A 6,366-nucleotide genomic window follows, 5' to 3' on the forward strand; every position below is an offset into this window, starting at 1 on the left:
GGGCGAAAACCCAAAAACGGTCCGTCAAGCGAAGAGAAGCAAGTTGCCAAACAGGACACCGGAGAACGTAACGCAATAGAAGGCAAGTTCGGAGAAGGCAAGCGCAAGTACGGGCTTGGCTGCATTCGAGCACGCCTTGCAAAGACAAGCGAATCGGTTATTACGCTGCAACTTCTGGTGATGAACCTGGAGCGCAGGCTCCGCGTTCTTTTTTGCCTTATTTTCACGATGCTGTCACGTCGGCGCCTAGCTCTGAATTTCGGATAAAAATCATTCAGCAAGCCCTAATTCTACTTTTAAAAGAGAGCATCCGTTTCAGAGGATATTCAAGTGGAGGAATCACTTATGCCTGAAGCTAGACTTTTCTCCTCAAATCAACGCGTTGAAATTCTGGAGCAAATGGAAAAGACCCCATTCGATCTGCTGGTGGTGGGCGGGGGAATTACCGGCAGCGGGATCGCATTGGATGCGGCAACCCGCGGCTTCAAAGTGGGATTAATCGAAAAAAATGATTTTGCATCGGGCACGAGCAGCAGGTCTGGAAAGCTGATCCATGGCGGCCTGAAATATTTGAAGCAGGGAGACCTTGCGCTTGTGAAGGAAGTCGGCCGGGAGCGGGCGATCGTACATGAGAATGCGAGACACCTGGTGATTCCGATTCAAATGCTTTTTCCGATTGTGAAAAACGGAAGTTTTAACAAATTTACGCTCAAAATCGGACTATCGGTCTATGATCGATTAGCCGGCGTCAAAAAGGAAGAGCGGCATTTTATGCTTTCCAAAAAAGAAGTTTTCGCGCAAGAACCTCTTATTAACCGGGACACGGTTAAAGGCGGGGGCATGTACATTGAATATCGCACCGACGACAGCCGCTTAACGCTCGAAGTGGCGAAGACCGCCTTCGAACACGGAGCCCTCATCAGCAACTATGCCGAGATGGTGGAGTTTCTGCAAGATGAGAACGGCCAGGCGATCGGGGTTGTTGTTTTGGACCATGCCTCGCAGCGAACGTTTAAACTTTACGCCAAATTCATCGTCAACGCGGGCGGTCCTTGGGTGGATAAAATTCGCCGTATGGAAGGGGAGCTTCAAGGGAAACGACTTCATTTGACCAAAGGAATCCATATCGTGGTTCCCTTTGAGAGATTTCCGGTGAAGGAATCGATCTACTACGACGTCAAAGGAAGAATGATTGCCGTCGTGCCGAGAGATGGCTGTACTTATATCGGCTCTACTGAAAATGATTACTTGGGGAGCTTGGACGACATCAGGGTTTCGCAAAGCGAGGTTGACTACCTGCTGGATTGCGTGAATCTGATGTTTCCTTCCGTGGAGCTGAAGCAAGCGGATATTATTTCTACCTGGGCCGGTCTGCGCCCGCTGATTCACGAAGAGGGCAAAGCGGCGGGACACTTGTCCCGAAAAGATGAAATCTTCATCTCCGAATCGGGTTTAATTACCATTGCGGGTGGAAAATTAACGGGATACCGAAAAATGGCGGAGCGGGTCGTCAATCTGGTTCAGAGAAAAGGTGGGTTTCCCGCTGTGCCATCGAAGACGGAAACCGTCAAGCTGACCGGAGGCCGATTTGACAACGGAGAGCAGCTCAAGCAGTGTATCGGCTCCATTGCCCGGGACCGGCGATATCCCGGAATGGATGCGGAGACAGCCTCCGACCTGGTGTTCAAGTACGGGTCGAATGCCGGTAAAGTACTGGATTACCTGGAGGACATGGACACTAAAAGCCTTATCGCGGCGGAGGTCCGATTTTGTATCGAACAAGAGATGGCCATGAAGCTGTCTGATTTTTTCCTTCGTCGCACGGGCCGTCTTCTTTTCAAGAGGAAGGATATCCCTGCGCTCCTCGAGGCGGCGGCATCTGAGTTCGCGCGCGTTTTAGGCTGGGACGGCGAGCAGGCGCAGAAAGAAAAAGTACAGTTTAACGAGGAATATGCCCATGCTCTTCAATTCATTTGACAATCAGAACAATGGGGGCGGTTGAGGGATGAAGGCGGTTGAGTTGACGGGCGTATCCCGATTGGAGGTTTGCAGCCGGGAACTAGCTCCTCTGGACGAACACAGCGTTCTGCTGAAGGTGGAGGCCGTTGGCGTATGCGGCTCCGACCTTAGAATTTACCGGAACGGAGACCCGCGCGTAAGCTTCCCGAGAATCATGGGCCACGAAATCGCCGGCACGATCGCAGACAAAGGAAAAGAGGTCCGCGGCTTTGAAATAGGGGACAGGGTTGCCTTAGGGGCTCATATTCCTTGCGGGGTGTGCAGGTATTGTATCGAGGGGCAAGGACAGCATTGCGTAAAGGGCTGGACGATCGGCTATCAATTTGACGGTGGTTTTGCGGAATATGTCGTCTTGAATCGGGAGATGATGCTGAACGGTTCGGTTTGCGAACTGGAGGATCATACGCCGTTCGATGAAGCTTGCCTTGCGGAGCCGCTCTCTTGCGTGATGAACGGCCTCAAACGGTTGTCCGTCAGACCCGGCGAGACGGTTGTCGTATTCGGGGTCGGAGCGATCGGGGGCATGTTTATTTCCCTGTTAAAAAAGATGGGAGCGGGAAAGATCATTGCCGTGCAGCGTTCGGAAGAACGGAGGAAGCTCGCGTGGAAGCTGGGGGCGGACATTTGCATCGACCCGGCGCAGAACAGCGTTACCGAGACGATTCTGGAGCACACGGGGGGTTACGGATGTGACGTTTCCATCGTTACCGTGCCTTCGAACGAGGTGCAGAATCAGACCCTCACGGCAATGAGAAAACAAGGACGAGTGTTGTTTTTTGCCGGGCTGCCGAAACATTTGACAACGGAACTGAACACGAACTCGATTGTGTACAAGGAGTTAAGCCTTCTGGGCGTCCATGGCGCTTCCCGTCTGGATCATCAGGATGCGGTGAAGTGGATCAATCGGAAATTCATTGATATGAGCCCGTTCATCACCCATCGGTATTCGTTGGAGGACACGGAGAAAGCCTTTGCCGCAACGGAGCAGAAGCTCGGTTTGAAAAGCGTCGTCTTGCCAAGCCGGAAACCTTAGGGTGGGGAATTGAAAGGCCTATTCGGCGTTGATAACAAACGCAAGGCAATGGAAGCGTATCGGGAAGGTCTGAAAATGCGGATAAGCGAGCTCCTTTTCGGCGATAAGACGGGGGCGGCGCTGAGGCTGGCTGCGGCAAATTGGTTTTGCGTTCCGGGGAGGATTCAAGTATGATGGATAATGACGAATTCTAATGGATGGAGGAGAGTTACCCCGAATGAGCGCAAAAACCGGGCATTGTAAAATCGTAGACTGCACGATCCGCGACGGCGGACTCGTCAACAATTGGGATTTCAGCGTCGAGTTCGTTCAGCATTTATACCGCAGGTTGAACGAAGCGGGCGTTGATTATATGGAGATCGGCTACAAGAACTCGCCGAAGCTGCTCAAGGGCGCGGATGCCGCAGGGCCATGGCGTTTCTTGGACGATGACTTCCTGCGCAAGGTGATTCCGCAGAAGGGCAACACGAAGCTCTCCGCGCTTGTCGACATTGGCCGTGTGGATGAGAATGACATTTTGCCGCGCGAGGAAAGCCTGCTTGATCTGATCCGCGTCGCCTGCTACATCCAGGATGTGGATAAGGCGCTGAGGCTGGTGCAGCTGTTCCACGACCGCGGCTATGAGACGACGCTCAACATTATGGCGCTCTCTAACGTCATGGAGCATCAACTGATCGAGGCCTTCGAAGAGATCCGCAACAGCGTCGTCGATGTCGTATACATCGTTGATTCCTACGGCAGCCTGCTGCCAAACGATATCGACCAGCTGGTCGCCAAGTTTCAGCAGCATTTGCCGAACAAACGGCTCGGCGTGCATATGCACAACAACATGCAGATGGGCTTCGCGAACACGCTTATCGGCGCCCAGAAGGGCGTAGAGTTGCTTGATGCTTCGGTCTACGGCATGGGCCGCGCGGCAGGCAACTGCCCGACCGAGCTGCTTGTCGCCAATCTCAAAAACACGAAATACGATCTCCGCCCGGTGCTGGACATGATCGAGAACCATATGATCCCGCTTCGCGAAAAGGAAGAATGGGGCTACATCATTCCGTATATGATCACCGGCATGCTCGATGAGCATCCGCGCTCGGCGATGGCGTTGCGCAACACGCCGGACAAGGACAAGGCGGTCGATTTCTACGACAAGCTGACGACGCCGGAAGTGCTGCACGACAAATAGGAATGGACAGAAGAAGCCGGGCGGATTGCCCGGCTTTTTCTTAGCTGCTTCTAGAGATAGCCGCAGATGGTGATGCGGCGTTATTTTATCGACTCATGCGCTTAGTAGCCGGACAGCGCGCCTTCTCCACGGATGGCGGCGGCGTTGTGCGGCACGTTCGGGTGCAAATAGCCGACTCCTTCAAAGCGGCGTCCCCCGGCCGTCACGGCCGCAAGTTCTATCCGAATGTCGGAGCTCGTCCAAAACCGGGTCAGTACGTCCGTCTGCGTAATACCGTTCACGTCGATATACCAAAGCCGCGACCCCAAATCGGTGGTGACGGCAAGCTGAGCGGAGGTGAATAGAAGCTTGCAGTTCATACCTTCCTGAGCGATATGCAATTCCGCCAATTCAAACACATCCACGCTTTCGTTCCCCCTTGCCAAAGTTATCTCGATTGTAAACACCGACTACGTAAATTGCAACAAACCTTAAGCGCTATCGATTCGCGCCCGCGCAAGGGCTATCCGCTGCCGGATGCCTTGCGCGGGCGTTTTTTTGCGGTTTCGGCAAGGAACGAGGCGGAACGGCTCTATAAGGGGCTCGCGGGGTCGAATGCTCGGCGGCGACCTCGCCCGATATCCGATCACTGGACAATCGCCGGACTTTCATGGAAACTGGGAGAAGAAACATTTTGGCTGAAGGGCCGGCACGTTGATTGGCGGTTTATCAGACCCGGTCAGTGGGAAGGGCGCCGGAAATTTTAACGCAAGCTGCTGCGATAATCCGGCCGGTCGGAGGGGGGCGGAAGCTGCTGCGTTCGCGCTTGACGGCAGGCGGGCCGCTGAAGGGGATTTGCTGACGGAGTGTGTGCGGATAAGCTTGGGGAGCGAGCGCGTTAGGCGTTGGACGTTGGGCGGCCTAGAGGTCGAATGGCGGAGGAGTAATAGGATGAAAGGAGACGGAGAAGCGGAATGCCGAATGGTTATCGGATTGAGGCTCTGGGCGACCGCGCCCTTACGGTGCTGTTGGCGGCCGGCGGACGACCTACGCCTTACGAAGCGAACGATGCGGTAGCGGCGGGGCGGCTGCCGTGGGTGGGCGATCTCGTGCCCGCCGGCGATACCTTGACGGTGTGCTACGATCCGTTCGCGTTGTCGGGATGGCAGCGAAGCGGTGGACTACGCCGGTTTTGGGAGCGGATGGGAAGCGGTCGAGAATCGCGGCGAATGCGATCTTTTGAGCAGAATGATGTGCTGCCGTACAGCGTTGCGGCTGAGATTGTTGGCGAGCTGGTCGGGCGCGCAGCGGCAGGGCGGCATGAGCGGCAGCCCGCTGATCGGCCGTTGGTAGATATTCCGGTTCGCTACGGCGGAGCGGACGGCCCGGACCTCGCCGAGTGCGCGGCGCGCGCCGGCTTGTCTTCGGAAGCTTTCATCGCTGCACATGCGGGTGGTGAATATACGGTCGCGCTGATCGGTTTCATGCCTGGCTTTCCTTATATGAGCGGGCTGGATGAAGCGCTGGAGCAGCCGCGCCGCAGTACGCCGCGTGCCCGGGTACCGGCCGGATCGGTCGGAATCGCCGGCGGCCAAACCGGTATTTATCCGTTCGATTCCCCGGGCGGCTGGCAAATTATCGGACGCACGCCGCTGCGGATGTTCAATCCGGAAACCCGGCCGCCTTCGCTGCTTCGCGCAGGGGACCGCGTCCGCTTTGTACCGGTGGCCGACGGTACAAAGCGGACGAGCGGGGAAAATGGTTCTGCCTCGAATGCCGAGGAAGGGGGTGGACGATGAGCGCAGTGACGATGGCAGACCCCGGTCTGTACACGACCATACAGGATATGGGCAGGCCCGGCTGGCGGGCCTATGGCGTTACCGCCGGCGGCGCGATGGATACGTACGCGCTGCGAGTGGCGAACCTGCTCGTCGGCAACGACGCGGACAGCGCGTGCCTCGAGTTTACGCTGGTTGGCGCCTCTTTCCGGGCCGACTGCGACCTGCTGGTCGCCGTGACGGGCGCCTACATGGCTCCGGAAGCCGACGGAGCGGAAGTGCCGATGTGGCGCCCCGTCTGGCTGGCGGCCGGCACGATGCTTTCGCTCGGCCGGGCACGGGCCGGCTGCCGCACATACGTTGCGGCAGCCGGCGGT

General features: G+C 56.3%; 6 protein-coding genes and 1 pseudogene. 6 read left to right on the forward strand and 1 reads right to left on the reverse strand.

The window, feature by feature from the left end; translation table 11 throughout:
* From BG52_RS14460 to BG52_RS14475, 4 genes are all read left to right on the forward strand, one after another.
* The coding region (locus tag BG52_RS14460; RefSeq protein WP_144340841.1) for a transposase at window positions 1-267 on the forward strand (267 nt) is incomplete at its 5' end.
* A 78-nt stretch (window positions 268-345) separates the two neighbouring features.
* A complete protein-coding gene (locus BG52_RS14465) occupies window positions 346-1,977 on the forward strand; it encodes a glycerol-3-phosphate dehydrogenase/oxidase (protein WP_036586190.1) in 1,632 nt (543 codons plus the stop codon).
* A 28-nt stretch (window positions 1,978-2,005) separates the two neighbouring features.
* Entirely contained in the window at window positions 2,006-3,052 is a 1,047-nt protein-coding gene (locus BG52_RS14470) for an alcohol dehydrogenase catalytic domain-containing protein (protein WP_036586189.1), read from the forward strand.
* 217 nt (window positions 3,053-3,269) lie between these two features.
* Entirely contained in the window at window positions 3,270-4,232 is a 963-nt protein-coding gene (locus BG52_RS14475; protein ID WP_036586188.1) for an aldolase catalytic domain-containing protein, read from the forward strand.
* Between the two features lie 101 nt (window positions 4,233-4,333).
* On the opposite strand, the gene BG52_RS14480 is transcribed toward BG52_RS14475, so the two are convergent.
* Window positions 4,334-4,636, reverse strand: a complete 303-nt coding sequence (locus tag BG52_RS14480) for a hypothetical protein (RefSeq protein ID WP_036586187.1) — start codon at window positions 4,634-4,636, stop codon at window positions 4,334-4,336.
* A 549-nt stretch (window positions 4,637-5,185) separates the two neighbouring features.
* Here BG52_RS14480 and pxpB point away from each other — a divergent pair.
* Both pxpB and BG52_RS14490 read left to right on the forward strand, forming a co-directional pair.
* Window positions 5,186-6,010 (forward strand): 5-oxoprolinase subunit PxpB, encoded by an 825-nt coding sequence (gene pxpB / locus BG52_RS14485; protein WP_051588134.1) that lies wholly within the window; start codon window positions 5,186-5,188, stop codon window positions 6,008-6,010.
* Window positions 6,007-6,366, forward strand: a pseudogene (locus BG52_RS14490) (biotin-dependent carboxyltransferase family protein); the annotation flags it as partial. The gene pxpB and the pseudogene BG52_RS14490, both read left to right, overlap by 4 nt.

It is taken from the genome of Paenibacillus darwinianus, assembly GCF_000598065.1.
GTDB lineage: Bacteria > Bacillota > Bacilli > Paenibacillales > Paenibacillaceae > Paenibacillus_I > Paenibacillus_I darwinianus.

What these genes read in the sequence shown, in the direction of transcription:
- BG52_RS14465 (WP_036586190.1), top strand. Translation starts at nt 346, where the DNA reads ATGCCTGAAGCTAGACTTTTCTCCTCAAATCAACGCGTTGAAATTCTG.
- BG52_RS14470 (WP_036586189.1), top strand. Translation starts at nt 2,006, where the DNA reads ATGAAGGCGGTTGAGTTGACGGGCGTATCCCGATTGGAGGTTTGCAGC.
- BG52_RS14475 (WP_036586188.1), top strand. Translation starts at nt 3,270, where the DNA reads ATGAGCGCAAAAACCGGGCATTGTAAAATCGTAGACTGCACGATCCGC.
- pxpB (WP_051588134.1), top strand. Translation starts at nt 5,186, where the DNA reads ATGCCGAATGGTTATCGGATTGAGGCTCTGGGCGACCGCGCCCTTACG.